Annotated in this window: 24 protein-coding genes, 1 riboswitch and 1 other annotated feature; of the genes, 6 read left to right on the forward strand and 18 right to left on the reverse strand. The window is 40.6% G+C overall.

Annotated features, from left to right (window positions below):
* Positions 1-34 precede the first annotated feature (34 nt).
* Genes minE through minC form a run of 3 tightly spaced genes read right to left on the reverse strand, consistent with a single transcriptional unit; the run spans position 35 to position 1,846 of the window.
* Positions 35-298 (reverse strand): cell division topological specificity factor MinE, encoded by a 264-nt coding sequence (gene minE / locus C9J42_RS01425; RefSeq protein ID WP_005370595.1) that lies wholly within the window; start codon positions 296-298, stop codon positions 35-37.
* Between the two features lie 6 nt (positions 299-304).
* A complete protein-coding gene (minD, locus tag C9J42_RS01430; RefSeq protein WP_107205597.1) occupies positions 305-1,117 on the reverse strand; it encodes a septum site-determining protein MinD in 813 nt (270 codons plus the stop codon).
* 24 nt (positions 1,118-1,141) lie between these two features.
* A complete protein-coding gene (gene minC, locus C9J42_RS01435; RefSeq protein ID WP_107205598.1) occupies positions 1,142-1,846 on the reverse strand; it encodes a septum site-determining protein MinC in 705 nt (234 codons plus the stop codon).
* A gap of 220 nt (positions 1,847-2,066) precedes the next feature.
* Here minC and C9J42_RS01440 point away from each other — a divergent pair, with 220 nt between their 5' ends.
* Together C9J42_RS01440 and C9J42_RS01445 are read left to right on the forward strand one after the other, a co-directional pair.
* On the forward strand, positions 2,067-2,345 hold the full coding sequence (locus tag C9J42_RS01440; protein WP_005370601.1) for a YcgL domain-containing protein: 279 nt from the start codon (positions 2,067-2,069) through the stop codon (positions 2,343-2,345).
* A gap of 7 nt (positions 2,346-2,352) precedes the next feature.
* The gene (locus C9J42_RS01445; protein ID WP_045082690.1) at positions 2,353-3,321 is read left to right on the forward strand and encodes a lytic transglycosylase domain-containing protein; all 969 of its coding nucleotides are present in this window, start codon (positions 2,353-2,355) and stop codon (positions 3,319-3,321) included.
* Between the two features lie 234 nt (positions 3,322-3,555).
* Here C9J42_RS01445 and C9J42_RS01450 read toward each other — a convergent pair whose 3' ends face one another.
* Positions 3,556-3,951 carry an H-NS family nucleoid-associated regulatory protein gene (locus C9J42_RS01450; RefSeq protein ID WP_045183993.1) on the reverse strand — a complete coding sequence of 132 codons (396 nt, stop codon included), beginning with the start codon at positions 3,949-3,951 and terminating at the stop codon, positions 3,556-3,558.
* A 361-nt stretch (positions 3,952-4,312) separates the two neighbouring features.
* A riboswitch (Lysine riboswitch) is annotated at positions 4,313-4,493 on the forward strand.
* 86 nt (positions 4,494-4,579) lie between these two features.
* Between C9J42_RS01450 and C9J42_RS01455 the strand changes: the two genes are divergently transcribed.
* Positions 4,580-6,178 (forward strand): Na+/H+ antiporter NhaC family protein, encoded by a 1,599-nt coding sequence (locus tag C9J42_RS01455; protein ID WP_107205599.1) that lies wholly within the window; start codon positions 4,580-4,582, stop codon positions 6,176-6,178.
* A gap of 162 nt (positions 6,179-6,340) precedes the next feature.
* Complete coding sequence (locus C9J42_RS01460) at positions 6,341-6,919, forward strand: thymidine kinase (RefSeq protein WP_107205600.1); 579 nt, start codon at positions 6,341-6,343, stop codon at positions 6,917-6,919.
* A 113-nt stretch (positions 6,920-7,032) separates the two neighbouring features.
* Here the strand turns inward: C9J42_RS01460 and hisIE are convergent, their stop codons facing one another.
* From hisIE to C9J42_RS01510, 10 genes are all read right to left on the reverse strand, one after another.
* On the reverse strand, positions 7,033-7,656 hold the full coding sequence (hisIE, locus tag C9J42_RS01465) for a bifunctional phosphoribosyl-AMP cyclohydrolase/phosphoribosyl-ATP diphosphatase HisIE (protein WP_107205601.1): 624 nt from the start codon (positions 7,654-7,656) through the stop codon (positions 7,033-7,035).
* Complete coding sequence (gene hisF, locus C9J42_RS01470) at positions 7,653-8,426, reverse strand: imidazole glycerol phosphate synthase subunit HisF (protein WP_005370612.1); 774 nt, start codon at positions 8,424-8,426, stop codon at positions 7,653-7,655. The genes hisIE and hisF overlap by 4 nt, the downstream gene beginning before the upstream one ends.
* 10 nt (positions 8,427-8,436) lie before the next feature.
* Positions 8,437-9,171 carry a 1-(5-phosphoribosyl)-5-[(5-phosphoribosylamino)methylideneamino]imidazole-4-carboxamide isomerase gene (hisA, locus tag C9J42_RS01475; protein ID WP_005370613.1) on the reverse strand — a complete coding sequence of 245 codons (735 nt, stop codon included), beginning with the start codon at positions 9,169-9,171 and terminating at the stop codon, positions 8,437-8,439.
* Between the two features lie 20 nt (positions 9,172-9,191).
* The gene (gene hisH, locus C9J42_RS01480) at positions 9,192-9,839 is read right to left on the reverse strand and encodes an imidazole glycerol phosphate synthase subunit HisH (protein WP_107245566.1); all 648 of its coding nucleotides are present in this window, start codon (positions 9,837-9,839) and stop codon (positions 9,192-9,194) included.
* Entirely contained in the window at positions 9,839-10,909 is a 1,071-nt protein-coding gene (gene hisB, locus C9J42_RS01485; RefSeq protein ID WP_369917432.1) for a bifunctional histidinol-phosphatase/imidazoleglycerol-phosphate dehydratase HisB, read from the reverse strand. The genes hisH and hisB overlap by 1 nt, the downstream gene beginning before the upstream one ends.
* 11 nt (positions 10,910-10,920) lie before the next feature.
* A complete protein-coding gene (hisC, locus tag C9J42_RS01490; RefSeq protein WP_107245700.1) occupies positions 10,921-11,967 on the reverse strand; it encodes a histidinol-phosphate transaminase in 1,047 nt (348 codons plus the stop codon).
* 9 nt (positions 11,968-11,976) lie between these two features.
* Complete coding sequence (hisD, locus tag C9J42_RS01495; protein ID WP_107205603.1) at positions 11,977-13,278, reverse strand: histidinol dehydrogenase; 1,302 nt, start codon at positions 13,276-13,278, stop codon at positions 11,977-11,979.
* Between the two features lie 3 nt (positions 13,279-13,281).
* A complete protein-coding gene (gene hisG, locus C9J42_RS01500; RefSeq protein WP_107205604.1) occupies positions 13,282-14,178 on the reverse strand; it encodes an ATP phosphoribosyltransferase in 897 nt (298 codons plus the stop codon).
* A 41-nt stretch (positions 14,179-14,219) separates the two neighbouring features.
* Positions 14,220-14,355: a sequence feature (His leader region), on the reverse strand.
* Positions 14,356-14,689: 334 nt separating this feature from the next.
* Complete coding sequence (locus tag C9J42_RS01505) at positions 14,690-15,214, reverse strand: YchJ family metal-binding protein (protein ID WP_107205605.1); 525 nt, start codon at positions 15,212-15,214, stop codon at positions 14,690-14,692.
* A gap of 2 nt (positions 15,215-15,216) precedes the next feature.
* A complete protein-coding gene (locus C9J42_RS01510; protein ID WP_107205606.1) occupies positions 15,217-16,443 on the reverse strand; it encodes an EAL and HDOD domain-containing protein in 1,227 nt (408 codons plus the stop codon).
* A 322-nt stretch (positions 16,444-16,765) separates the two neighbouring features.
* On the opposite strand from C9J42_RS01510, the gene C9J42_RS01515 reads away from it, so the two are divergent.
* Positions 16,766-17,668 carry a sulfite exporter TauE/SafE family protein gene (locus C9J42_RS01515; RefSeq protein ID WP_107245563.1) on the forward strand — a complete coding sequence of 301 codons (903 nt, stop codon included), beginning with the start codon at positions 16,766-16,768 and terminating at the stop codon, positions 17,666-17,668.
* 28 nt (positions 17,669-17,696) lie between these two features.
* Here the strand turns inward: C9J42_RS01515 and lpxH are convergent, their stop codons facing one another.
* Both lpxH and C9J42_RS01525 read right to left on the reverse strand, forming a co-directional pair.
* A complete protein-coding gene (lpxH, locus tag C9J42_RS01520) occupies positions 17,697-18,437 on the reverse strand; it encodes a UDP-2,3-diacylglucosamine diphosphatase (protein WP_107287061.1) in 741 nt (246 codons plus the stop codon).
* Between the two features lie 45 nt (positions 18,438-18,482).
* Positions 18,483-18,977, reverse strand: a complete 495-nt coding sequence (locus C9J42_RS01525) for a peptidylprolyl isomerase (RefSeq protein ID WP_005370640.1) — start codon at positions 18,975-18,977, stop codon at positions 18,483-18,485.
* Positions 18,978-19,179: 202 nt separating this feature from the next.
* Between C9J42_RS01525 and cysS the strand changes: the two genes are divergently transcribed.
* A complete protein-coding gene (gene cysS, locus C9J42_RS01530) occupies positions 19,180-20,562 on the forward strand; it encodes a cysteine--tRNA ligase (RefSeq protein WP_107245560.1) in 1,383 nt (460 codons plus the stop codon).
* 68 nt (positions 20,563-20,630) lie between these two features.
* On the opposite strand, the gene C9J42_RS01535 is transcribed toward cysS, so the two are convergent.
* Positions 20,631-21,518 (reverse strand): mechanosensitive ion channel family protein, encoded by an 888-nt coding sequence (locus tag C9J42_RS01535; protein ID WP_107205610.1) that lies wholly within the window; start codon positions 21,516-21,518, stop codon positions 20,631-20,633.
* A complete protein-coding gene (locus C9J42_RS01540; protein WP_107245556.1) occupies positions 21,519-23,876 on the reverse strand; it encodes an AAA family ATPase in 2,358 nt (785 codons plus the stop codon).
* Positions 23,877-23,911: the final 35 nt, after the last annotated feature.

Consider the following 23,911-nt stretch of genomic DNA (forward strand, 5'->3'; position numbering starts at 1 on the left):
AAGAAAAAACCCGCCATCTGCGGGTTTTTCTGTATTAACGTTCTTCGTCAGGTAACGTCACGTTAAGTTCGAGTACGGATAAATCTTCCTCTTTATGATCAAGGTTCACAGACACTTGATTTGGGTCGATTTGAACGTACTTACTGATCACATCTAAAATATCTTGTTTTAGCTGGGGTAGGTAGGCTGGAGCCGGTTGTCCAGCACTACGACGTTCAGCGACAATAATCTGTAACCTTTCCTTTGCTACATTCGCTGTTTTCGTCTTTTTCGGGCGGAAAAACTCGAGCAGTGCCATATAAAGTTAGCCTCCAAATAAGCGTTTTAGGAAGCCTTTCTTCTCTTCCTCTAAGAATTTAAATGGGCGTTCCTCACCCAATAAGCGTGCTACTGTATCTTCATAAGCAATGCCAGCATCAGATTCTTTATCGAAAATAACGGGCTCACCCTTGTTAGATGCGTTTAGCACAGCTTGGCTTTCAGGAATAACACCTAAAAGAGGGATGTGTAAAATTTCTTCAACATCTTGAACGCTTAGCATTTCACCTTGCGTTACACGTGTCGGGTTATAGCGTGTTAGTAGTAAGTGTTGTTTAACTGCGTCTTTACCATCTTCTGCTCGGCGAGACTTAGAATCTAGAATACCTAAAATACGATCAGAGTCGCGAACAGAAGAGACTTCAGGATTCGTTGTTACAATCGCTTCATCAGCAAAGTAAAGTGCCATTAAAGCACCAGTTTCAATACCTGCTGGAGAATCACAGATAATGAAATCAAAATTCATTTTATCCAAGTCATTTAAAACACGCTCAACACCTTCACGAGAGAGTGCGTCTTTATCACGAGTCTGAGATGCTGGTAAAACAAAAAGGTTATCAACACGCTTATCTTTAATTAATGCTTGGTTCAGATTTGCTTCGCCGTTGATAACGTTTACAAAGTCATAAACGACACGTCGCTCACAACCCATAATGAGATCAAGGTTACGTAAACCAATATCAAAATCGATAACCGCCGTTTTTTTACCGCATAATGCTAGACCAGATGCAATGGCTGCGCTTGAGGTTGTTTTACCAACGCCGCCTTTACCTGAAGTAACAACGATAATTCGTGCCATTTACTAAATTCCTTATTAAAACTTTTATAAAGCAAGGTGCTCGATGCTAAGCGTATTATCAGTAATTGAAATTACAACACCCTTGCCCCAGAACTCATCCTGAATGTTATCACTTAGCCAGTAGTTTCCTGCAACTGAAATTAGTTCAGATTGCAAGTTCTGACAGAAAATTGTCGCTTCTAGGTCTCCGTTGGCTCCAGCTAATGCTCGACCACGTAACGTACCGTAAATATGAATGCAACCATCAGCAATAATTTCAGCGCCCGCACTCACATGGTTGAGAATGACAAGGTCACGATTTTTAGCATAAATCTGTTGACCAGAACGAACAGGAGTGCGAATGATAAGTGCAGACTCTCGGCCTTGAACTGGCTGAGAAGATGGCTCAGCTTCAGTAGATTCTACTGTTGTTTTTTCTTTCACCGTGCGTGCGGCATTCATAATAGCAAATCCAGCAGATTTTGCTTGATTTTGTAACGCTTGTTCTTTACAACCGCTGATACCTACAGGGATCATGCCCGCGTCGACAATTGCTCGTTTTAATTGCTCAAAATTAATATCTTTGCCTGCATTAGAGATATCGATAACAACGGGAGCTGATGCAAAGAAATTAGGTGCGAGTTCAATTTTTTCTTTTAGGTGATCGGTCGCTTTTTTGATATCACCATCAATTAAATGAAGCGCAGAGAGCGTAAATGAGCTCCCTTTAAGTTCAGTCGTCTTGGTCATGGTATTTATTATGGTTAATGTTTAAATTAACCATTCTTGTTGATTATCACAAAGGTACTAGCATGGTATATTCCCGAGCAGTTAGGGGCAAGTTATCCTTGCTTTGACATGGGAAATTCAGACAAAAGTCTCATCCTGTAGGGGAAAAATAAACCAACGGGGAATGATACGTTAAAATAGCTGTCTGAAAGAATAAGCTTTAACAAATAGGTGAATTGAAATGTTGTGTGCAATCTATAAAAGCTTAAAAAAAGATAACACATATTTATATGTAAATAAGAAAGATGATTTCTCCGATGTGCCTGAAGTATTAATGAATACATTTGGTAAACCGCAATTTGTTATGGTGATAAAGTTAGAAGGGAGAAAGTTAGCCTTGGCCGATGTTGAAAAAGTAAAAGAAGCATTAAAGACCGTTGGTTTCTATCTTCAAGTTCCACCGCCAGTAACAAATTTATTGGATCAATATAAAGCCGAGAAAGCCGGCAGAGCTAATTAAGGTTATTATGCATAAGCGTTTTATATCGGCCGTTGTGGCCTTAGGACTAGGGATTTCCTCAACAGCTTTTGCTGCTGATGAAGGGTTTAACGCATATATAAATAAATTAAAAGCAGAAGCGCGTAGTAATGGTATTTCTGAGCCTATTCTCGATTCAGCTTTTAAAGGCATTACATTTACTCATCGTGCAGTAAAGGCAGATAAAAACCAACCTGAGAAAAAGTTAACATTAGATCAATATATTCCACGCGCTGTACCTGACTGGAAAGTAAAACAAGCACGTCGTTTATATCAAGAGAATAAAACAACATTAGATCGGATAGGTAAAGAATACGGCGTACAGCCACGTTTTATTGTTGCGTTGTGGGGGGTTGAAAGTAACTTTGGTAAATTACAAGGTAATTACCATGTTGTTGAAGCATTAACCACGTTGGCTTATGAAGGTCGTCGTGAAGCATTATTTCGTAAACAAGTGATGGCGGCATTACAAATCCTTCAAGAAGGACATATTACGATTGATGAGATGAAAGGATCATGGGCAGGGGCGATGGGTCAATGCCAATTTATGCCAACATCTTATTTAACCTTTGCGGTTGATGGTAATAATGATGGTAAAGCTGATATTTGGAATACTAAAGCGGATGTTTTTGCATCTGCAGCGAATTACCTAAAAAAATCAGGTTGGAATGATAAATATACTTGGGGACGTCAAGTTAAGATCCCATCATCATTATCGGCCGATTTAAAAGGTACGGGTGTAGAAAAAACCAAAACACTAGCACAATGGCAAACACTCGGTGTTCGTACTATGAGTGGTGGGAATTTACCCAAAGAAGACATTGATGCATGGTTAATTCAACCTGATGACGAACATGGGCGTGCTTACCTTGTTTATGGTAATTACCAAACATTAATGAAATGGAATCGTTCTCATTATTTTGCTTTAGCTGTCAGCCATCTTGCTGATCGTATCTAATAGCTATAACCAATAATAAAAGGTTATCTGTATTGAAAGTCAGGCACTACTGCCTGGCTTTTTATTTTGATTTGTGTTTTCTATATTTAAAAGCGAATAAATATTTGCCTAGACATATCTTTAAGCAATTCGAAAACAGCGTTGTTTAGATTGATGTCTATAATTCTTGGTTCATGACAGTATAAAAAAAGCCCAACTAAGTTGAGCTTTCTAAATATATGGTAGGAAATGAAATTAGATTTCAAATTCTTCTAAAGATTTACCATTTTCAAGTGCTTGCTTAAGCGCGCTTGGTGTACGGCCTTGGCCTGTCCACGTTTTTTCTTCACCGTTTTCATCGATGAATTTATATTTAGCTGGACGTGCAGCACGTTTTGCTTTTGGTGCTTTTGAAAGGCTTGCTAACAATTCTTCAGGGTCGATACCATCAGCTAATAGCATTTCACGGTATTGAGCTAGTTTTTCATTACGCTCATTTTCTTTTGCTTGTTCTTCTTCTTCAGCTTCAGCACGTTCTTGAACAACGGTAGTTAATTTCTCTAAAGCTTCTTCTAGTTGCTCTAAAGTATATTCACGAGAAAGTGCACGAAGACTACGAAGGTTTAAAAGTGCTTTCATTGCATCAGACATTTTTATATTTCCTGTTATTTTTAACTAACTGTAAATAATAATAGCAGTGTCGAATCATTTATTACAATAGTAATGCTTTTATTCATTATGTCAAAACACTTTAAACATTCTTTATTGTTAATTGTTAATAATAGCGATATTCGTATTTTTATAAAAATACGAATATCGGATTTATGCTTAATAGATGTTTAAATGGTTACAAAATGAAACATATCTGCTCGTAGGTTCATAATATTTAATGGGTGAAGCTATACTTAGATAAGATTATATTTATAATGCAATGTTATTTGTTCTGTTGTTAAATGTTTCATGTGATGTTGTTGCAAATAATGAAACATTACGTAGAATAATCGCAACCTTGATGTAAGGTAGAGGCGCGTTATCTAATAGTAATTAACAAGAGGGTGAAACCAATGACGGTTAATGAAAGGAGCTAATGCCGAAGTAAGAGTGACGTCAAATCCTTTTTCTGGGGTTGTATTGAATAAGTGCAACACTGCCATAGTATATAATCATATTCACTATGGAGCGCTACTGTGAAAAGAGAAGAGCCAAGACGTTCTTCAAATATGGTTAACCGCCATGTTATCCAGTAGATCTCCAACCTAATTCGGTTGTCTTTGAGATCATGAATTTAGTAGATTACTCCCATTCATTAGTATCCATTATTCCTCCTATTGTTGCGTTAGGGTTAGCGATACTTTCTCGGCGTGTGTTAGTTTCTCTTGGTGCGGGTATCGTATTAGGAGCACTTTACTTAAATGACTTTTCATTTAACCATTCAGCTTCTTATTTAGGAGGCACTATACAAAACTTATTCATATCTGATGGTGGTATTAATACCTGGAATATGAGTATTGTTTTATTCCTCATTATATTAGGCATGACGACAGCATTGTTAACATTGTCTGGTGGTACTCGTGCATTCGCTGCATGGGCACAAACAAAAATTAAAACAAAAAGGGGCGCGAAACTGCTTGCTGCTTTTTTAGGTGTGTTTATTTTTGTTGATGATTACTTTAATAGTTTAGCGGTGGGTTCTATCGCTCGTCCCGTAACGGATCGCTATTACGTATCGCGTTCTAAATTGGCTTATATATTAGATTCAACAGCCGCTCCAATGTGCGTTCTAATGCCGGCATCGAGTTGGGGTGCGTATATAATTACGTTAATTGGCGGTATTTTAGTTACGCATGGAGTAACAGAATATACACCTTTAAGTGCCTTTTTAACGCTAGCGCCAATGAACTTCTATGCTATTTTTGCTTTAGCTATGGTTTTTGTTGTGTCTTGGTTCCAATGGGATATTGGACCAATGAAAAAACATGAGATGGCAGCAATGCATGGCCGTGGTTTTGATGAAGGCGGTGATGTTGATGAACAAGCAAAAGATTTAACTGACGAATTAGAAATTGTTGAAAGTACGAAAGGTAAAGTTGGCGATTTAATTTGGCCGATTGTTATTTTAATATTTGCCACGTTCTTTTTTATGGTTTTTACAGGCTATCAAGCATTAGCAGCAGATGGTAAATCTTTTGCTCTGCTAGGTGCGTTTGAAAATACTGATGTCGGTAAGTCACTTTGTCTTGGTGGTTTATTTGGCTTAGTTGCTGCGATTATTCCAGTCATTCGCCAGCGTATTGCATTTAATGAAGTTATTCGCACATTATGGATTGGTGCTAAATCCATGTTTGGTGCGATTTTAATTTTATTATTCGCGTGGAGTATTGGTAGCGTTATTGGTGATATGAAAACGGGTCAATATTTATCAACCCTTGTACAAGGGAATATTAACCCTATGTTATTACCGATGATCTTATTTTTATTATCAGGCGTGATGGCATTTTCTACAGGTACGTCGTGGGGCACGTTTGGCATTATGTTACCTATAGCTGGTGATTTAGCTGGGGCAACCGATATTACCTTGATGTTACCAATGCTAGCGGGAGTATTAGCAGGCTCTGTATTTGGTGATCACTGTTCACCGATTTCAGATACTACAATATTGTCTTCAACGGGGGCACGTTGCCATCATATTGATCATGTCGCAACGCAACTTCCTTACGCAGTTTCTGTCGCCTTTGTTTCTACTATTGGCTTCCTTGTGCTAGGTATGACTGATTCATTACCCGTAGCCTTCATCGCGGCTATAATTACTTTTATTATGGTTTGTGTGTTGTTTGCTTGGTTATCACGACGTACTTATGTCCCAACAGTAAAAAGCTGATTTTATCTCTGTTCTTTTAAGCCCATACACTTTTCATGAAAAAGAGTATGGGCTTTTTTGTAACTAATGTGTACTTGTTAAGTCTATCACTTTTCATTGTGAGTGAATTTCTGTAGCATCGGCGCAGTTTTTTTAAACCAATCGTATTACTAGGGAATCCTCATGGCCCAAATGTATTTCTATTACTCTGCAATGAATGCAGGGAAATCGACCACATTATTGCAATCCTCGTTTAATTATCGCGAAAGAGGAATGACCCCCGTTATTTTTACTGCTGCGATTGATGATCGCTTTGGTGTGGGTAAAGTCAGCTCTCGTATTGGTTTAGAAGAAGAGGCTGAGTTATTTAATGCAGAAGATGATTTATTCGAACGATTAAAAGCGTTATCAGATAGAGGTAAAATTGATTGCGTATTAATTGATGAATGCCAGTTCTTATCTAAAGCGCAGGTGTATCAATTAACGGAAGTGGTCGATAAACTCGATATTCCGGTTTTATGTTACGGCTTACGTACAGACTTCTTAGGTGAACTTTTTGAAGGGAGTCGTTACTTATTATCGTGGGCGGATAAGTTAGTTGAATTAAAAACAATTTGTCACTGTGGTCGCAAAGCAAACATGGTGATCCGTCAAGATGAAACCGGTCGTGCTATTGCTGATGGTGAACAAGTTGAAATTGGTGGCAACGCACGTTACGTATCAGTATGTCGATTACATTATAAAGAGGCATTAGGTCGTTAATTATTTAATGATAATAGGGATAGTCCTTTTTATCTTATCCAGTAATACGTAATTATTGCGAAACAAAAAGCCAGCTTATTTAGCTGGCTTTTTCATCGTAACTGACGATTGAATTATTTCTTATTATGACGCTCTTGCAGTTTATTCGTCACATCTGACAGTGATAAACCTTGATCTTGAAGTAGTACAAGCAGGTGATAGATCAAATCCGCTGATTCACATACTAATTCCGCTTTGTCACCCGACGTTGCCGCAAGCGCGACTTCAACACCTTCTTCGCCCACTTTTTGCGATATACGCTTGGTGCCACGGGCGTAGAGGCTAGCTGTGTAGGAAGACTCAGGATCTGCACCTTTACGACTCGCCAAGAGCTGCTCAAGTTGATGAAGGAAAACCAGTGACGGTGGCTGAGCATCACTTTCATCAGAATCAAAACAGGTGGTCGTGTTTAAGTGGCACGTTGGACCAATTGGATCGACGTGTACTAATAAGGTGTCTTGGTCACAATCAAGCTGAATACTTTTAAGTTGCAGTACATTGCCTGATGTTTCACCTTTCGTCCACAGGCGCTCTTTGGTGCGAGACCAGAAAGTGACTTGTTTAGTATCAAGTGTCTTTTGAAGCGCATCTTCGTTCATGTAGCCAAGCATTAGCACTTGACCACTGGCATTATCTTGAACAATAGCAGGGATCAGTCCGGCTACTTTTTCCCAATTGATTTTGGTTAATAAACTCATAGTCGGATCTCCACATTTTGCGTTTTCAGAAATTGCTTTAACTCACCAATGTTGATGATTTGTTTATGGAAAACAGAGGCAGCTAAGGCGCCGTCTACATTCGCAAGCTTAAAGGCATCGCTAAAGTGCTGCATTTCACCTGCACCACCAGAAGCAATTAAAGGCACGTCACATACACTGCGTACCATGTTGAGTTGCTCTAAGTCGTAACCATTACGTACGCCATCTTGGTTCATCATGTTCAGTACGATTTCACCCGCGCCACGACGTTGAACTTCTTCAACCCAATCACGTGTTTGCCATTGGGTTGCTTTGGTACGCTTTTCATCACCAGTAAATTGGTATACCTGATATTGACCTGTTTCAGCGTCAAAATAGGAATCAATACCGACAACGATACATTGCACACCGAACTTATCCGCCAATGTGGTGATTAATGTTGGATCTGCCAGCGCTGGTGAATTGATAGAGACTTTATCTGCACCAAATTGAAGAATACGGCTCGCATCGTCAGCAGATTTAATCCCACCTGCGACACAGAATGGAATATCAATCACTTCTGCAACGCGAGATACCCAGCTTTTATCAACAACACGACCGTCACTTGATGCGGTAATATCGTAGAAAACCAATTCATCTGCGCCTTCTTCAGCGTAACGTTTTGCCAGTGGTACAATGTCGCCAATGATTTCGTGGTTACGAAATTGGACACCTTTTACAACCTGACCATCACGTACGTCTAAACAAGGAATAATACGTTTAGCTAACATTGTGGTCTCCTTAATTGTTCCAGCATGTAAAGGCTTGCTCGGCAGTAAACTTACCATCAAGTAGGGCGCGACCGACAATAACGCCAGCCACACCTGAGCCTTTTAATGCTGCAATATCATCAAGCGAGCCAATGCCACCAGATGATTGAAATTGTACTTGCGGGTACTGGCGACAAAGATCGACATACAGTTCGACATTTGAACCAGCCAATGTGCCATCGCGAGAAATGTCAGTACACAGCACGTGCTTTAAACCCACTTTTAAGAAATCTTCTAATAGCGCCTCAATAGTAACGCCTGAATCTTCTTGCCAACCAGAGACAGCGACAATGCGGTTACCGTTGTCATCAATGTTGATATCCAGAGCCAATACGATGTGTTCAGCACCGTATTTTTCCATCCAACCTTTTACCATTTCTGGTTGTTTAACGGCGGTAGAACCAATTACCACACGTTTAGCACCAGCGTTTAACAGATCTGCGACGTCTTGCTCGGTGCGTACGCCACCACCAATTTGTACATTGGCTGGTGTGCTTTTGAGTAGTTTTTCAATTAAAGATAACTGACGCGCTTGCGTATCTTTTGCGCCCGTTAAATCAACCAAATGTAGCCAGTTAGCGCCAGCTTGGTGGTAAAGATTAAATTGCTCTGCGGGATCGACTTTGTATTCTGTCACTTGACCATAGTCGCCTTGGAATAGACGAACGACTTGGCCTTCAATCAGATCTAATGCTGGAATAATCATAACAAGTCCTTTTGTTATCGTTATAGTTCGAGGAAGTTTTGAATGAGTTTCGCGCCAGCTTTACTTGAACGCTCTGGGTGAAATTGCACCCCGTAGTAATTGCCATTTTGCACTGCTGCGGTAAAGCTTTGACCATATTGCGCGCTGGCGATGGTTTTGCCACCTTGCTGCGCGGTATGATCAAATACAGGCATGGCGTAACTATGAACGAAATAAAAATAGCTTCCCGCAGGAATACCTTTAAATAATGGGTGATTATCTTCCGGTGTAATGGTGTTCCAGCCCATATGTGGCAGCGGTAACCCCTCTGCTTGGATTTTCTCTACAGAAGCATTACACAAATCTAAGCAGGGAATAATTTCACTGCCATTTTGCCCGTGCTCTTGCGACGCTTTACCCAGTAATTGCATACCTAAACAGATACCTAATAATGGCTTAGTCACTTGCTTGACTAAGCCAACTAAATCACGCTGTTGTAGGTTCTGCATTGCTTCACTGGCGGTACCGACACCCGGAAGAAAAAGTTTATCGGCAGCAAGTACAACTGCTGGATCCTTGCTGACTTCTACTTGATAGCCAAGACGTTCAATAGCAAAGCGAACAGAAGAGACATTGGCACAGCCGGTATCAATAATGACGACGCGCTGCTGAGTATTGGTTGTTGTCATTACAATACTCCTTTACTGCTTGGTAGCTCGTTACCTTCTACTTTAATCGCTTGGCGTAATGTGCGCCCGAAAGCTTTAAATAGGCTTTCAACAATGTGGTGGTCGTTATTACCTGATGATGATAAGTGCAGAGTACAAGCGAGTGTATCAGTTAAAGATCGGAAGAAGTGCGGCACCATTTCCGTTGATAAATCACCTACTTGATCACGACTAAATTGTGCTTCAAATTTTAAATACGGACGACCAGAGAGATCTAACGCGCATTGTGCTAAACACTCATCCATCGGTAGGCTAAAGCCAAAGCGGCCAATTCCACGTTTATCACCTAAGGCTTTTTTCAACGCTTCGCCTAACGCAAGTGCAGCATCTTCAACACTGTGGTGATCATCGATGTGTAAATCACCATCAACGGTTAAGGTCATTTGAAAACCGCCGTGCGTGGCGATTTGATCTAACATGTGATCAAAAAAGCCAAGGCCAGTTGAAATCGTATTACCGCCCGTTTGATCTAAATTCACTTTAACGCGAATGTCAGTTTCTTTTGTGGTTCGTACTACTTCAGCAATGCGAGGTTGGGTGGTTAAATCCGTTAATATCTGCATCCAATTCATGGTTTCAGGGTTGTACTGTATACCACGAATTGCCATATTTTCAGCAAGCTGTAGATCGGTAATCCGATCACCAATGACTGCAGAGGTTTCAAAGTCGACGCGACCTTGTTGAAGGTACTCTTTGACCAGTCCAAGTTTAGGCTTACGGCAGCTACAACCTTCGTTATCAAAGTGAGGACAGATCAGCACATCGCTAAATACTACACCTTGTGATTCGAAGATTTCCATCATCATGTTATGTGGCGCATCAAAATCCGCCTGCGGGTAGCTATCTGTACCTAAACCATCTTGGTTTGTCACCATCACTAGTTTGTAGCCTGCGTTTTGCAAAGCAAGTAGGGCAGGAATCACATTCGGTTCAAATTTAAGTTTGTCTAAACGGTCTACTTGAAAGTCTACTGGCGGCTCAACAATTAAGGTGCCGTCACGGTCAATAAATAAAATCTTTTCCTTGCTCACAATCAATGTCCTTATTGTTGTTCTAATTGGCTACGAATAAAGGCGAGAGTTTTCTCACACTCATCGCGGTTACCTACACTGATTCGAATACAGTTTTCAATCGGAGAGCGGCGTAAAATAATGCCGTTATCCCATAATGCTTTAAAGAGTTGATCTGCATTAGGGAATTCAACCAGTAGGTAATTACCGTAGCCATCAAATACGGTTACGCCATCTAACATGCTTAAACCCGCTTGTAAGTAAGCGCGGTTAGCACTGATATCAAGCACTTGGAATTTTGTTCGTGCTCGACCTGCTTCCGATAGGGCTTGGACTGCAATTTCAGTGACAGGTACAGGTACGGGGTAGGGGGCAATCACTTTAAGCAAAACATCGATAATATCGCTGTTAGCAATGGTAAAGCCACAGCGCAAACCCGCTAGTGCAAACGCTTTTGATAACGTACGAAGAATGACTAAATTAGGGTAGCTTGACAGTAAATCGCTGGCGCTTTCTTCTAAGCAGAAATCGATATAGGCTTCATCAACAACGACTAGGGCTGAGTTTGCTGTCATATCGAGCAGGGCTTCAATGTCTTTACGTGCTAACAAGTTACCTGTCGGGTTATTCGGGCTACAAACGAAAACTATTTTTACGCCATCAAGGTTTTGTGAAATGGCCTCTAAATCTAATTGCCACTTGCTTGTGAGCGGAATAACTTTCGCATTTACATCGTAAGTTTCAGCACTGATGGCATACATGCCATACGTCGGTGGACAATATAAAATACTGTCTTGGTTTGGCTCACAAAAAGCGCGGATCAGAAGTTCGATACCTTCATCGGCACCACGTGAGGTTAACACTTGCTCGGGTTTTACATTGGCATAGTCTGCGTAGGCATTGATTAATGCTGGTGGCTGACATTCGCTGTAACGGTTTAATCGAGCAAGACTAATGCTGTACTCGTTATCAAACGGCGATTCGTTGGCGTTTAACCAAATATCTCCGTTGCCGCCTAATCGACGGGCTGATTGGTAAGGGGTTAATTCACGTACTGTTTTACGTGCTAGTCTTGCCATCGTCATGATTTATCCCTCACGCTTAGCCGTTAATTTTTCAACACGGATTGTTACTGCACGTTTGTGGGCATCAAGACCTTCAGCATCGGCAATCGTGGTTACTGTTTTTGCTAACCCCAGTAGGCCATCCGCAGACAGCTCTTGTACTGTCATACGCTTAGAAAAGTCAGCCAAGCCTAAACTTGAATAAGTCCGTGTATAACCATAGGTTGGTAATACGTGGTTAGTACCAGATGCATAATCACCAACAGATTCAGGTGACCAGTTACCTAAGAAAATAGAGCCAGCATTGTCAAGTAATGGCACTAAATCACGTGGCGTACGGGTTTGAACAATTAAGTGCTCAGGCCCATAGTTGTTAGAAATCGCAATACACTGCGGTAATGTTTCAGCGACAATTAATAGGCTTGAACCTAATGCTTCTTTCGCAATATCTGCACGTGATAATTGAGCTAGTTGACGTTGAATAGCATCAGCGGTTTTATCAGCAATCACTGGATCAGGCGTAACCAAAATGACCTGAGAGTCAGGACCATGCTCAGCTTGGCTAAGTAGGTCTGCTGCGATAAAGTCAGGATCTGCACTGCTATCTGCAATCACTAATACTTCAGAAGGGCCTGCTGGCATATCAATAGCAGCACCGCGAAAATCATTACTTACTTGGCGTTTAGCTTCTGTTACAAAGGCATTGCCTGGGCCAAAAATCTTATCGACTTTAGTGACGGTTTCGCTGCCGTAGGCCATCGCTGCAACCGCTTGTGAACCACCGACGTTGTAAACATCATCGATGCCACATAATTTGGCAACGTATAAGATTTCATCAGCAATAGGCGGTGGAGAGCACAGCACCACTTTTTGGCAACCTGCTATTTTAGCGGGCACGCCGAGCATTAATACGGTTGATGGTAGTGGTGCACTGCCTCCTGGAATATACAAACCGACTGAATTAACAGGGCGTGTCATTTGCTCACAGATGATACCTGGCTGTGTTTCTACACGCAGTGTCGGTTGCTTCTGTGCTTTATGGAAGGTACTGATATTGTTAAAAGCTTGCTGTAGCGCTTCTTTCATCTCTGTACTTAATCGAGCACATGCATCGTCGATTTCTGTGTCACTGACTTTGATGGATGCTGGACGAATACCATCAAATTTTTCTGTCAGTTCCAGTAAAGCTTCATCACCACGTTCACGGACATCGCTAATAATGCCAGAAACAATAGCGCTAATATTAGCGCCATTATTTACGGCTGGTCGAGCAAGAAGATTTTCTCGCTGACTTTCACTTAAGGATTGCCATACAACTGTCTTCATCGATTACTCCATCATTTTCTCGATTGGCAATACTAGAATAGAGCTTGCGCCTAATTCTTTTAGTTGTTCCATTGTTTCCCAGAATAGGTTTTCAGAACTCACTAAATGGATAGCAACACGAGATTTGTCTTCAGCAAGAGGAAGTACCGTTGGATCTTCAGCGCCAGGTAGTAGCAGTTTAATTTGCTCTAGACGATCAGTTGGCGCATGTAGCATGATGTATTTTGATTCTTTTGCTTGGATCACACCTTGCATACGGGTCAGTAAGCGTTCAATTAATGCTTGTTTTTCTGCATCGAGTGTCTGCGTTGATTGGATCAGTACCGCTTTTGAACGCAGGATCACTTCTGCTTCTTTAAGACCATTCGCTTCAAGTGTCGCACCAGTCGAAACTAAATCACAGATGGCGTCAGCAAGCCCAGCTCGTGGAGCAACTTCAACAGAGCCGTTTAGCATACAAGTGCTAAATTTAACGCCCAGTTCATCCATATAGCGTTTAACTAATTGCGGATAAGTCGTCGCAATACGTTTGCCGTTTAAATCTTGAGGACCGTTGTACTTAGCATCTTTATCAATTGCGATAGAAAGGCGGCAACCACCAAAATCTAGGCGGCGTAGTTTTATATAATCTGATGGTTCACCGCGAGCAGCACGTTCAAGGCCAACTTCTTCAAGTTCATTTTCACCAATCACACCTAAATCAACTACACCATCCATGATCAGACCAGGAATGTCGTCATCACGAACAAGTAGCAAGTCTATAGGCATGTTTTCAGCGTGAACAACAAGACGTTCGCCTACCATGTTAAATTTCACACCACAGCGTTTAAGCAGTGTTTGACACTCTTTACTTAGACGGCCTTTTTTCTGAATCGCAATGCGTAATCGTTGTGTTTGCATAGTCATTTCCCTGTCCTAATTCACTTAATTCAAAATCTGGTATTAAAAAACCCTCGGAAGCTTGTATCTTCCGAGGGTCTGAATTTGATTATTCCTTGTGACCACTGGAAGAGTATGTTGTCTTCCAGGGTGAGGCGTATCCTCCCGAAAGACTAGTCAGGATGGTGATGAATATGATTGTTAGTCATTTGGATACGCATAATAAATCTCGTTAATAAATAATAGTGTTACTTTCTTGTTACCCACACTAACTAAGAGTGTTAGATAATGCAACATTATTTTTAACCTTTTATCTTATTTATTTTTCTTTTCGAAAATAGTTTCGGCGTTGTCGCAATTGTAAGAATAAGTTTCCTAACTTATTGAGTTTTAGGTGGTTAAATTAATTATGTCGAAAGAAGTAAGAGCAAGGTAAGTTATTGGTTCAGTACATAGTTTTGTGTGAATAGCATACTTAAATAAGAAAACCGACGCTAAGATCGGTTTCAGTGAGAAGAATGTTAACGCTGTATTAACCACAACATTTTTTATATTTCTTACCGCTTCCGCATAAGCAAGGGTCGTTACGACCGACAGTTTTCTCACTTTTAACGGGAGCTGGTGGAGCTGTTTGCTCTACTGGTGGTGGTTCTGGGTATTCACCATCAATGTAAAACCAACATAACTTATTATCTTTTTCTTGCTGTAAAAAACGTGAACGTTCTTGCAGGATATATTCATTGCCTGCTTCTTTGTACATGGCTTTAAATTCAACAAAACCTTCGCCACTTTCAGCGATTTCACTGTTTAGAACATCTAACCCTAACCATGTTAAGTGTACTGATTCTGCAATGGCATTGCGGTGCTGTTCTGCTTCACAACTAGAGTGATAAGTTTGAACGACAAAATCAACTAACCCAAGCACATGAGCACTGTAACGTGCACGCATCAGTTGTTCTGGGTGTTTTGCTTTTGAATGATCAAGATGGATAGGTTTACAGCACTCAATAAGGGGCTTATTACTTCCACAAGGACACATTGATGTGTGTTTAGACATGTTTATTTAGCCGAGGATTGCTCATATTCAGTAGACCATTTTACTGATTCTAAATAGTAGTCTGCAATGCTTGATTCATTGATTTTCAATGCCGCGCTGTATTTTTTAACTAGTGGCCAATTTGCCTGATCGTAAGCATCTGTTAAGTTTAGTATTGCGCCTAAAGGACCGGCACGTTTAGTTAACGCTAACTTAACTTGCTCGCTTAAAGGGAGGAGTTCTATCAACTCTTCTAATGGTTGATCAAGCAAAGAGTCTAATAAGGAAAATAACCCAGTAAGAAAGGCTTGGTTACCATTATCTTTGGGTACTCGGGTCCGATATAACTGCTCACAAAAATGTGCACGTTGGAGTGATAAGTTATAAAGAGATTGAGGTTTATTTTCAACCGCATGCGAGGTTGCGACAAATGTGACAAAACGTCGTAGTTGATCTTCACCAAGAAAAATTAACGCTTGTTTAAAAGAGGTCACTGGCTTTGAGCGCGTTGATGTTAGCGCATTGACGTGACGAAGTAATTTGTACGATAAGGTTAAATCAGTAGCAATAATTTCTTCAATTTTGTCAAAATCAACATCAGTAACACAAATTTCTTTAAACAAACGTAATGTTGTTAAAGATGAGGGTTTTAATGACTTTCGTTGGATCATTTCTGGCTTGCTGAAAAAGAAGCCTTGGAAAAGATCAAAGCCCGCATCATAAGCTTGTTGGTATTCTTCTTGGGTTTCTACTTTTTCGGCTAAGAAACGTAGTTTTGTTTTTTCTTTATAGAATTGAATAAATCGTGCGGCTTTTTCAATACTGATAAGACGAATATCGAATTTAATAATATGGATATAGGGAAAAAAGCGAGTCCATTGTTTATTAGGGATAAAATCATCAAGTGCGAGTGTGTAGCCTTTTTGATGAAGTTTCTTTATAGCTTCAAAAAGCTCGTCAGTTGGTTCACAGTTTTCAAGAATTTCGATGATGAAACTTTGTTTTGGGAAAAGAAGAGGTGTACCTGATATTATTGAACTATAAGGGAAATTAACAAATGCGCGTTTGCCTGATGTTAATTGCGCTTCTCCAGCAGAACTGAAAAAGTTATCGTTAAGCAGACGGTTTGTAGCTTGCTCATCACCAATATTTGGAAAGCAGTTATCTGGGCCATCCCTAAATAAAAGTTCGTAGCCAATAGTTTGCTTATTTCTGTTTAAAATGGGTTGTCGAGCAATATATGAGAACATTGAAATCTACAGAAAAGTCCAAAAAAATAAAATCGTTTTAGTATTGTTGTTATTAGTTAGATCATATCAAATTTATATATTTCACAAAGTGATGTTTTTAACACTATTTAAATAAAATATTGAAGCGACAAGCACATCACGTTTACAGATGGTTAAAATAATCAAACCTTATAAATATATTAGCACATAAAACCATTATAAATAATGAAAATGGTGTAAGATCTGTTTTGAGTTCATAATATTAGTGTTTAAACATTCACTCTTGTCGTGAATTGTTTGATCTACCTTTTAAATTTTCTATCAAATCGTATTTGTACTAGTTATGTCTATATTTGCCTTGATACAAGCGGGATTGCTTGTTGGTGGTAGTGTTTTTATTGTGATGCTTATTAGAGCTTGGCGAAGAAACCGAAAGCAGGAAGCAAATACACGTATTATTCCCGTCGCCTTGATTGGTGGTTTTGCAAACTTCTGTGACACTCTTGGTGTTGGAAGTTTCGCTATTATGACAGCAGGTTATAAACAATTTAAGCTTATTGATGATCAAGTTCTTCCCGGAACATTGAATTGCCAAGCGGTGTTAGCCACGGTCGTACAAGCACTTATTTTTCTTACTGCGGTGAATGTGGATGCAGTTACCTTATTAAGTCTTGTTGTTTCAGCGTGTTTAGGGGCAACCGTCGGTGCGCGTTTAGTTTCTAATTGGGATCGCCAACTTATACGTATTGTGATGAGTGGTGCTTTGTTGGTGGTGGCGGGCTTAATGCTTGCGGGTCAGTTAAAGCTATTCCCTCTTGGCGGAACCAGTTTAGGCTTAACAGGGTGGAAGTTGGCAGTCGGTATTGCTGGTAACTTCTTATTTGGCGCATTAATGACGGTAGGTATTGGTTTATACGCACCATGTATGACGATGATCTACATGCTAGGTATGAATCCGCTTGCTGCGTTCCCTGTGATGATGTGCTCATGTGGATTTTTAGGCTTCTTTTCTGCTGGTGGTTTCTTACGTCGAGACAAAATTAATAGTCGAGCGTCAGTGGCGGTTGCAATAACAGGGCCTATCGGTGTGGTGATTGCAGCTTATTTAGTGAAATCGCTAGATATGAAGGTATTGGCTTGGCTTGTTTGTGGGGTTGTCTTCTATACCTCTTTGACGATGTATCGTTCTTGGGCAGCTGATCGAAAACAGCTCAAGCAAGTCAATGTTGAAGAAAAGATCGCATAAAAAGGAAGGTACGCAGTGCGTACCTTTTTTATTGCTGCTGATTAGTATCAAAATTACGGGTTTCTAGCTGATAGCCATCAGGCGTAACGACTAATATCGAGCCATGTTCATACCAATCACCGAGGACAATGCGTGAGGCTGGCTTATTATCAACAGTGAGTGAATGAATATCTGGTCGATGGGTGTGACCATGGATCATTTGATCAACATGGAAAGCTTGCATCAATCGAACCACTTCACTTTGTGTGACGTCCATGATGGATTGGCTCTTCATCTGATTATTTTTACTACTATTACTTCTAAACTTCTCACCAATTTTAATACGACGAGAAAGGGGAATGCGGAAGAATAACCATTGAATAAACTTGTTATGCACTTTTTTACGGTAACGTTGATACGCTTCGTCTTCTATGCATAAAGTGTCACCATGGAGGATTAAGGTTGGTTTTCCGTAAAGTTCAACAATGCAATGTTCAGGAAGTAACTGAATCCCCGTTTGTTGGCTAAAACGTTTACCAATTAAAAAGTCGCGATTACCATGGATAAAATAGCAAGGAATCCCCGAGTCAGTGAGGGCTTTAAAGGCCTGTTTGATTTGTTGTAAAAAAGGTGAGTCTTCATCATCACCAATCCACATTTCAAACAAATCCCCGAGCACGTATAAGGCGTCAATATCTTTTGTGTCTTCTGCCATAAATCGCAAAAAACATGCTGTCATATCGGGACGCTCAGCACTTAAGTGCAGATCTGAAATAAATAGTGTTGTCATAATAGAAAAAGGGCGGCTAATGCCACCCTTAATATCAATGAAGACTTATTCTTCGATAGTTACGCTTTCGATAACAACATCTTCAACTGGTACATCAGAGTGGTAACCGTGACGGCCTGTTTTCACAGCCTTAATCTTGTTAACTACATCCATACCTTCAACCACTGCAGCAAATACACAGTAGCCCCAACCGCTCATGTTTTCACCAGTAAAATCAAGGAAGTTGTTGTCTTTTACGTTAATGAAGAACTGAGAGCTAGCAGAGTGAGGAGCGTTAGTACGCGCCATTGCAAGTGTGCCTGTCTTGTTGCTTAGGCCATTGTTTGCTTCGTTTTGAATTGGAGCGCGAGTTTCTTTCTCTTCCATACCAGGAAGCATGCCGCCACCTTGAACCATGAAACCATCAATAACACGGTGGAAAATAGTACCGTTGTAGAAACCATCACGGCAGTATTGAAGGAAGTTTGCACACGTTTGAGGTGCTTTGTCTTCGAATAGGTTAATTTTGATGTCACCAAAATTTGTGTGAAGGGTAATCATGATCTTTTCCTTTAATGGAGTATTTTTCTTTAAGTCTTGAATATTAACTTACCATAGCCTGCTCAGACAAACATTACCCGATTAATCGGAGGCTAATGGTTAAAATAGCATTCATTAAAGGATTTTCCTTGCCAACAAAAGGCATAAAAGGTGTAATTACCCTTCGAATTTGTAATCCTACTACTATGAGTAATGAAGAGACATGTTAAAGATCTATAACTCGCTCACACGACAGAAAGAGGCATTCACCCCAATCCAGCCTGGTAAAGTAGGCATGTACGTCTGTGGAGTAACGATCTACGATTTGTGTCACATCGGACACGGTCGTACGTTTGTATCTTTTGACGTGGTTTCTCGTTACCTGCGCTATTCTGGTTATGATTTAACATTTGTTCGTAATATCACTGATATAGACGATAAAATCATTAAGCGTGCCGCTGAAAATGGCGAAAGTTGTGATTCATTAACTGAGCGTTTGATCGGTGAAATGCATGCGGATTTTGATGCGTTAGGTATGAAACGTCCAGACGTTGAACCACGTGCGACACAGTTTATCGCAGAAATTATCGCGCTTTGTGAGCGATTAATTGAACGTGGTTTTGCTTATGTTGCTTCTAATGGCGATGTCATGTTTGAAGTGAGCAAGTATGAAGATTACGGTCGTTTATCTAAGCAAGATCTTGACCAACTTCAAGCAGGTGCGCGTGTTGATATCGATATGGCAAAACGTAGCCCGCTAGATTTCGTTTTATGGAAAATGTCTAAACCAGGTGAACCTACGTGGGAATCGCCATGGGGCCCAGGTCGTCCAGGTTGGCACATTGAATGTTCAGCAATGAACTCTGCAATCTTAGGCGATCACTTTGATATTCACGGTGGTGGTTCAGATCTTCAGTTCCCACACCATGAAAACGAAATCGCGCAATCTTGCTGTGCACATGATACCCAGTATGTAAATACTTGGATGCACAGTGGCATGGTAATGGTTGACCGCGAGAAGATGTCTAAGTCATTAGGTAACTTCTTCACGATTCGTGATGTATTAAACCACTACGATCCTGAAACGGTACGTTACTTTCTAATGTCTGGTCACTACCGTAGCCAGCTAAACTACAGCGAAGAGAACTTGAAACAAGCGCGTTCTGCACTTGAGCGTCTATACACATCGCTTCGTGGTTTAGACACATCTGTTGAAGCGGCTGGCGGTGAAGAGTTCGTTACTCGTTTTAAAGAAGCGATGGACGATGACTTTAATACACCTGAAGCTTATTCAGTATTGTTTGATATGGCGCGTGAAATTAACCGTTTGAAAACAGATGATGTTGCTACAGCTTCTGCATTAGGTGCACGTATGCGTGAGCTTGCTGATGTACTTGGTCTTCTATCTCAAGAGCCTGAAGCTTTCCTACAAGGTGGTGCTGGTGAAGATGATAATGTGGCTGAAATTGAAGCATTGATTCAACAACGTCTCGATGCGCGTGCAGCAAAAGATTGGGCTGCAGCAGATGACGCTCGTGATAAGTTATTAGCAATGGGCATTATCTTAGAAGATGGTGCACAAGGCACAACATGGCGTCGTAAGTAATTACATCCCCATAAGAAAAAAACCGAGCTAAGTGCTCGGTTTTTTTATATCAGTAATATAAATACGAATTAAGCATCGGTACTTTTGAGTGCGATTGCTGGTGGCCTAATGCCGTTACGTGCAAATTCTTCCATTACACGCAGTGTAATATCAGTTTCAAATAACTTTTCATATTTGGTATCAACCACATAAGCTTTACAAGTCAACATGATAGCTAGGTAGTTATCGGTGATCGTTTGCTTTACTAAAACTGTTACAGGTTTTGGTAGGTGAATATAACGGCTTGATGACGCAGCTTCTTGGATTAAATCTCGGGCTAAGCGGATATCTTGATCCATACTAATATAGAAGGGGATCACCACTTGCATATCCAGCGCACCATAGTTACCACTGACGGTGACTTCACTTAAGAATTTGTTGTTTGGTATGGTGATAATATCGTCATTTAAGGTGCGCATACGTACAGAGCGCAAACCGATAGTAATAATGTCACCATAATTGCCTTCAAATGTTACACGATCGCCAACTTGGAAAGGTCTATCAATCATCACGGTTAAGCCTGCAATGAACGAGGCTGCCAAGTCTTTAAGGGCAAAACCAACAGATACTGCAATAGTACCGCCAATCAAAGCTAAGATACGATCATCAACACGGAAACTCATCATAAAGACGGCAATACCCGTCGACATATAAATGAAGAATTGGAAGAAAGATTGTAACTTTTGTAGCAACATTCGACGTTGAGCAAATTGGCTACTGATACCATCAACAATCGATTGAATGAATCGCAGTAATATCCAAGCGGCACAAACCGTTAATGCAGAAAAGAGCACGCCACTCCAACGAATAAGGTTAGCAAATTGCTGGAAGTCCTCAATGTTTGGCATGTCATCAGCAAAAACGGCTGGTGAAAAACTAAGAAGTATTAGGCTAAAGAGACAGAATAAACGCTTCATTTATTTCACCAATAAGTGCTGACGGTGGAGAACATTAGTGATATGACGGAACCAGTGATCGGAGATTTTCGCTTTATCATCTGACCATTCAATAAAACCACGACTTTGGAAGTAACGTAACGTACCAATAACTTCATCAAGGCTGAGCTGAGTACATTCAGAGAGCTCTTGCGGGGATGCGACCTCTAACTGCACAATAGAACGTAGCACTGCTAACATCGGCTTTGGCATTTGTTCTAAATCTTCAGATTGTGGTGCTTTAAATAAACGTACCAGTACTTTATCTGTGTCTTTATCTCGCTGCAGAGAGAAACGGAAGAAACGTACAGCAACCGTAGGGTTACCATCAGAGTAATCCCACAAAATACGATAAAAGCCTCGTTGAGCTCTTTCTTCTTCTGTTATGTCATCTTCATCCCACTGGCGAGGCAGCACTAGGCCTTCAAAACTAATGGCAAATTCTCCTTCGGAAGAGGTACGGGTTTTTAATAAGTCGCCAATTTGCTGTTCGCTCCAACGTGGCATAAAGGTGACTAAATCAAACAGTAAACGCTCACCACGAGCACGATCAACAAAACGCCAACATGATTTTTCAACCGCAATAATCGCACGATGACTTTTCCGTGTTTTACGCAATAAATTAGTGATACTCATTAGATCTTTTAGTCCACCGACTTTAGGTGTCACCAATCGTTGAGCGTTATCGATGGCAATTAAATAGGTTGTTTCACTATTGCGTAAGTATTCAAGAATATCATCTTCAGAGCTGTCACTAGCAAGCCCAAGAGCGGTAGAGAACTGTTGTAGCAATTCTGCGTAGCCATCATAAGGACAGTTAATGTATATCGGTGTTGCATTTTTAACTTTGTGTAACAAGCGTCGAAGAAGTGTCGTTGTCCCAATGCCACGCTCACCAGAAACAACACAAACTGCGGGTTTATCAGTTAATAAGTAGCCTGAAAGCTGTTTAATTTCTTCTAACGCATAGTCTTCAATGATTGGGCTATCCTCACTACCTGGCTTTACATATTCATAAGTAGCGGCACCTTTGATACGAACCATATTGAGTTGTTCGCGAGAGGTTTCTGTTTGTTTAGCAACTTCAATACGGAATAGATAGGCGAGTGCATGACGAAAGAAAATGTACTTTGATAAGTTAGCAACCAGTGTATGTTGAAAGCGACGTAAGGTAAGCCATGCTGCACCTAGTGCTGTTGCTGGAATTGAAAGTAATAATTTATCTTTATGATTGAGCGCCCATTTAATAGAAAGGGGCAGATGTGTCGCGCCTTCTAAGCGCTTAAAGACGATATGTCGCCAACGACGAAGCGTAATTAAGGTTAATAAGATAAAACCAAAGAAGATAATTGACCAAATCCACGCATAGATGGTGCCTTGCCCCAGTGTGCGCGCTGAAATTTGTAGAATTACGCCTGCGGCAATAAATCCCCATACGTATTGGCGAATAGTTGAAAGACGTAATGCGACAACTTCAGCATCGCTATTATTGATGCTATTACGACGCGCAAACTCAAGTATAAATCGCACTGCAATTGAGCCACCAAGGATCCACCATGTGAAGATTTCCAAGTAGATCAAGTGGTGCAAGCTTGGTAATTGAGAAACAATACGGAGTGAAAGCGTGATTGCAATTAACCAACCAATTGGACGGTGCGCTCGACTAATATACCAAATCGCACGAAACAAAAGATTGGGATGCGGGTTATGTTCGAGTTGTGTTTCTCTAAAATGTTCGATCAAACGTGCGCTATTACGCTGCCACCAAGAAAGTAAAAATAAAATAGCGAAAACTTTTAAGGCAACCACAAGAATGGGGACTGGCGAAATCAGCATATCTTTTAGCAAATCATGGAAACTGCGTAATTGATATAAGACCATGTACTGTAAGTTAAGTGCTGTGATTGATAGCTCTAACTTAAATTGTTGAACGCCAAAAGGTCCAAATCCTGTCACCTTATCTTGGATAGCTGATGAACTTAAATTGAGAAGGCGCTCTTTATCTTGGCTAATACTCAGTAGTGAATTGTAAACCGACGACAGTTTTTCCCATGCTTGTTCTTTATCATCACTTTTCTGGTATTTATTCAGTGCTGTTGCCAGTAACTTTTGATGCTTCTTCTGTTGTGAGAGGGTCTTAGACAGTAAGGAATTAACTTCTTTAACATCGTTATGAGTGAACAAATGCTGATCAGGTAGCTGATTAATGGCAGTATTTATGCTCGTTGCTGCTTGGGTTAATTCAGGCTGCTCTGATTCAAAAAGGGTTAGCGTAGCAGATGCTGAAGTACTGAATATCAGAATGAAACTACAGAGTAATGAGTATATCGTTAATCGCATTAATTTTTCATATTTCCTGAATGATGAAGACAAAG

Source organism: Photobacterium sp. GB-56 (genome assembly GCF_003026105.1).
GTDB lineage: Bacteria > Pseudomonadota > Gammaproteobacteria > Enterobacterales > Vibrionaceae > Photobacterium.

Bases quoted from the DNA above. Each gene is read 5' to 3' on its own strand.
- minE (WP_005370595.1), bottom strand. From the start codon at position 298: ATGGCACTGCTCGAGTTTTTCCGCCCGAAAAAGACGAAAACAGCGAAT.
- minD (WP_107205597.1), bottom strand. From the start codon at position 1,117: ATGGCACGAATTATCGTTGTTACTTCAGGTAAAGGCGGCGTTGGTAAA.
- minC (WP_107205598.1), bottom strand. From the start codon at position 1,846: ATGACCAAGACGACTGAACTTAAAGGGAGCTCATTTACGCTCTCTGCG.
- C9J42_RS01440 (WP_005370601.1), top strand. From the start codon at position 2,067: ATGTTGTGTGCAATCTATAAAAGCTTAAAAAAAGATAACACATATTTA.
- C9J42_RS01445 (WP_045082690.1), top strand. From the start codon at position 2,353: ATGCATAAGCGTTTTATATCGGCCGTTGTGGCCTTAGGACTAGGGATT.
- C9J42_RS01450 (WP_045183993.1), bottom strand. From the start codon at position 3,951: ATGTCTGATGCAATGAAAGCACTTTTAAACCTTCGTAGTCTTCGTGCA.
- C9J42_RS01455 (WP_107205599.1), top strand. From the start codon at position 4,580: ATGAATTTAGTAGATTACTCCCATTCATTAGTATCCATTATTCCTCCT.
- C9J42_RS01460 (WP_107205600.1), top strand. From the start codon at position 6,341: ATGGCCCAAATGTATTTCTATTACTCTGCAATGAATGCAGGGAAATCG.
- hisIE (WP_107205601.1), bottom strand. From the start codon at position 7,656: ATGAGTTTATTAACCAAAATCAATTGGGAAAAAGTAGCCGGACTGATC.
- hisF (WP_005370612.1), bottom strand. From the start codon at position 8,426: ATGTTAGCTAAACGTATTATTCCTTGTTTAGACGTACGTGATGGTCAG.
- hisA (WP_005370613.1), bottom strand. From the start codon at position 9,171: ATGATTATTCCAGCATTAGATCTGATTGAAGGCCAAGTCGTTCGTCTA.
- hisH (WP_107245566.1), bottom strand. From the start codon at position 9,839: ATGACAACAACCAATACTCAGCAGCGCGTCGTCATTATTGATACCGGC.
- hisC (WP_107245700.1), bottom strand. From the start codon at position 11,967: ATGGCAAGACTAGCACGTAAAACAGTACGTGAATTAACCCCTTACCAA.
- hisD (WP_107205603.1), bottom strand. From the start codon at position 13,278: ATGAAGACAGTTGTATGGCAATCCTTAAGTGAAAGTCAGCGAGAAAAT.
- hisG (WP_107205604.1), bottom strand. From the start codon at position 14,178: ATGCAAACACAACGATTACGCATTGCGATTCAGAAAAAAGGCCGTCTA.
- C9J42_RS01505 (WP_107205605.1), bottom strand. From the start codon at position 15,214: ATGTCTAAACACACATCAATGTGTCCTTGTGGAAGTAATAAGCCCCTT.
- C9J42_RS01510 (WP_107205606.1), bottom strand. From the start codon at position 16,443: ATGTTCTCATATATTGCTCGACAACCCATTTTAAACAGAAATAAGCAA.
- C9J42_RS01515 (WP_107245563.1), top strand. From the start codon at position 16,766: ATGTCTATATTTGCCTTGATACAAGCGGGATTGCTTGTTGGTGGTAGT.
- lpxH (WP_107287061.1), bottom strand. From the start codon at position 18,437: ATGACAACACTATTTATTTCAGATCTGCACTTAAGTGCTGAGCGTCCC.
- C9J42_RS01525 (WP_005370640.1), bottom strand. From the start codon at position 18,977: ATGATTACCCTTCACACAAATTTTGGTGACATCAAAATTAACCTATTC.
- cysS (WP_107245560.1), top strand. From the start codon at position 19,180: ATGTTAAAGATCTATAACTCGCTCACACGACAGAAAGAGGCATTCACC.
- C9J42_RS01535 (WP_107205610.1), bottom strand. From the start codon at position 21,518: ATGAAGCGTTTATTCTGTCTCTTTAGCCTAATACTTCTTAGTTTTTCA.
- C9J42_RS01540 (WP_107245556.1), bottom strand. From the start codon at position 23,876: ATGCGATTAACGATATACTCATTACTCTGTAGTTTCATTCTGATATTC.